This is a genomic window from Actinomadura soli, from assembly GCF_005889715.1.
In the GTDB taxonomy this organism is placed as follows: domain Bacteria; phylum Actinomycetota; class Actinomycetes; order Streptosporangiales; family Streptosporangiaceae; genus Spirillospora; species Spirillospora soli.
The window spans coordinates 1-1,892 of record NZ_VCKW01000535.1; the positions used below are offsets into that span (position 1 = coordinate 1).

The window sequence follows — 1,892 nt, forward strand, 5'->3', positions numbered from 1 at the left end:
CGTTCCCAGTGCTGGAGCCCGAAGGCTCCGGCGAGCAGGATCGCCGAGACCAGCAGGATCCGGATGGTCAGCGCGCGGGGGATCAGCGGCAGGGACGGGTCGCGCGGCGGGCGGGTCATGATGTGCTCGTCCTTGGGCTCGACCGCGAACGGCAGGCCGAGGACCAGCACGGCGGTCATGTTGAGCCACAGCACCTGCAGCGGCAGGATCGGGAGGTCGGTTCCGGCGACGATCGCGGCGACCAGGACCAGGCCGAGCCCGACGTTGGACGGCAGTGCCCACACGATGAACTTGACCAGGTTGTCGAACACGCCGCGGCCCTCTTCGACGGCCTGCTCGATGGAGGCGAAGTCGTCGCCGGTCAGGACCATGTCGGCCGATTCCTTGGCGGCGTCGGTGCCGGTGCGTCCCATGGCGACGCCGATGTCGGCCTGCTTGAGGGCGGGCGCGTCGTTGACGCCGTCGCCGGTCATCGCGATGACGTGCCCGTCAGCCTGGAGGGCTTGGACGAGGCGGAGCTTCTGCTCGGGGGAGACGCGGGCGAACACGGTGGTGTCGCGGACGCGTCCGGCGGGGACGTCGGCGGTGAGTTCGGCGCCGGTCATGACTTTGCCGTCCAGTCCGATGCGGGCGCCGATGGCGCGGGCGGTGGCGGCGTGGTCACCGGTGATCATCTTGACCTGGATTCCGGCGTCGTGGCAGGTCCGGACGGCCTGGGCGGCTTCGGGCCGGGGTGGGTCGAGCATGGCCTGCAGGCCGAGGAAGGTCAGCGGCGGCAGCTCGTCCAAGTCGGCGGCGTCGGTGCGGCCGCGGGCGAAGGCCAGCACCCGCAACGCCTGGTGACCGTAGGCCTCGGCGCGGTCGTGGACAGCGGCGGCGTCGAGCGGAACCGGCTCACCGTCCGGCCCGGCGGCGTCGCGGCACAACTCCAGGATCCGCTCGACCGGGCCTTTGACGTAGACGGTTCCGTCGTCGTGGAGGGTGGCCATGAAGCGGCGTTCGGAGCTGAACGGCAGCACGGCGGCCCGGGGCGGGACGTGGTCGAGCCCCGCCTTGGCGGCGCTGGTGAGCAGGGCGCCCTCGGTCGGGTCGCCGGTGATCGTCCAGTCCTCGCCCTTGCGGACGAGCCGCGCGTCGTTGCAGCCCAGCCCGATGAGCAGGGTCTCCCGGAGGACGGGATGGCCGGCGAGGTCGACCGTCCGGCCGTCCTGCCGGATCTGCCCGATCGGCGCATAGCCGGTGCCGGTGACGGTGTAGTCGCGTCCGGCCGCGGTGACGTGGGTGACGGTCATCTGGTTCTGGGTGAGGGTGCCGGTCTTGTCGGTGCAGATCACGGTGGTGCTGCCGAGGGTCTCGACGGCGGGCAGGTGCCGGACGATCGCGCCGCGCCGCACCATCCGGGCCACGCCGAGCGCGAGCGTGATCGTCACGATGGCGGGCAGCCCCTCGGGGATCGCGCCGACCGCCAGCGCGACCGCGGCGGTCAGCATCTCGGACGCGCCCCTGCCGCGGAGCACGCCGATCGCGAACGTCAGCGCCGCCAGCACCAGGATCGCCGCCGTCACGACCTTGCTGAACTGGGTGATCTTGCGGGTGAGCGGGGTCTGGACGGCGGCGGTGGTGTGCACCAGGCGATTGATGTCGCCGAGTTCGGTGTCCGCGCCGGTGGCGACGACCAGGCCGGTGGCGCGTCCGGCGGTGACCAGGGTGCCGGAGAAGGTCATCGCGGTGCGGTCGGCGAGCGCGACCTCGGGCAGCGGCGCCGGGTCCTTGGCGACGGGCATCGACTCGCCGGTGAGGGCCGACTCGTCCACGGCCAGCTCGTCGGTGCGCAGCAGCCGCAGGTCGGCGGGCACCTTGTCGCCCGCGTCCAGCTCGATCAGGTCGCCGCG

The 1,892-nt window shown here is 72.6% G+C and carries 1 protein-coding gene; it reads right to left on the reverse strand.

The features are described 5' to 3' along the window. Window positions 1–1,892, reverse strand: a 1,892-nt coding sequence (locus ETD83_RS41605) for a cation-translocating P-type ATPase (RefSeq protein WP_138650731.1), incomplete at both ends; no start/stop codon positions are given.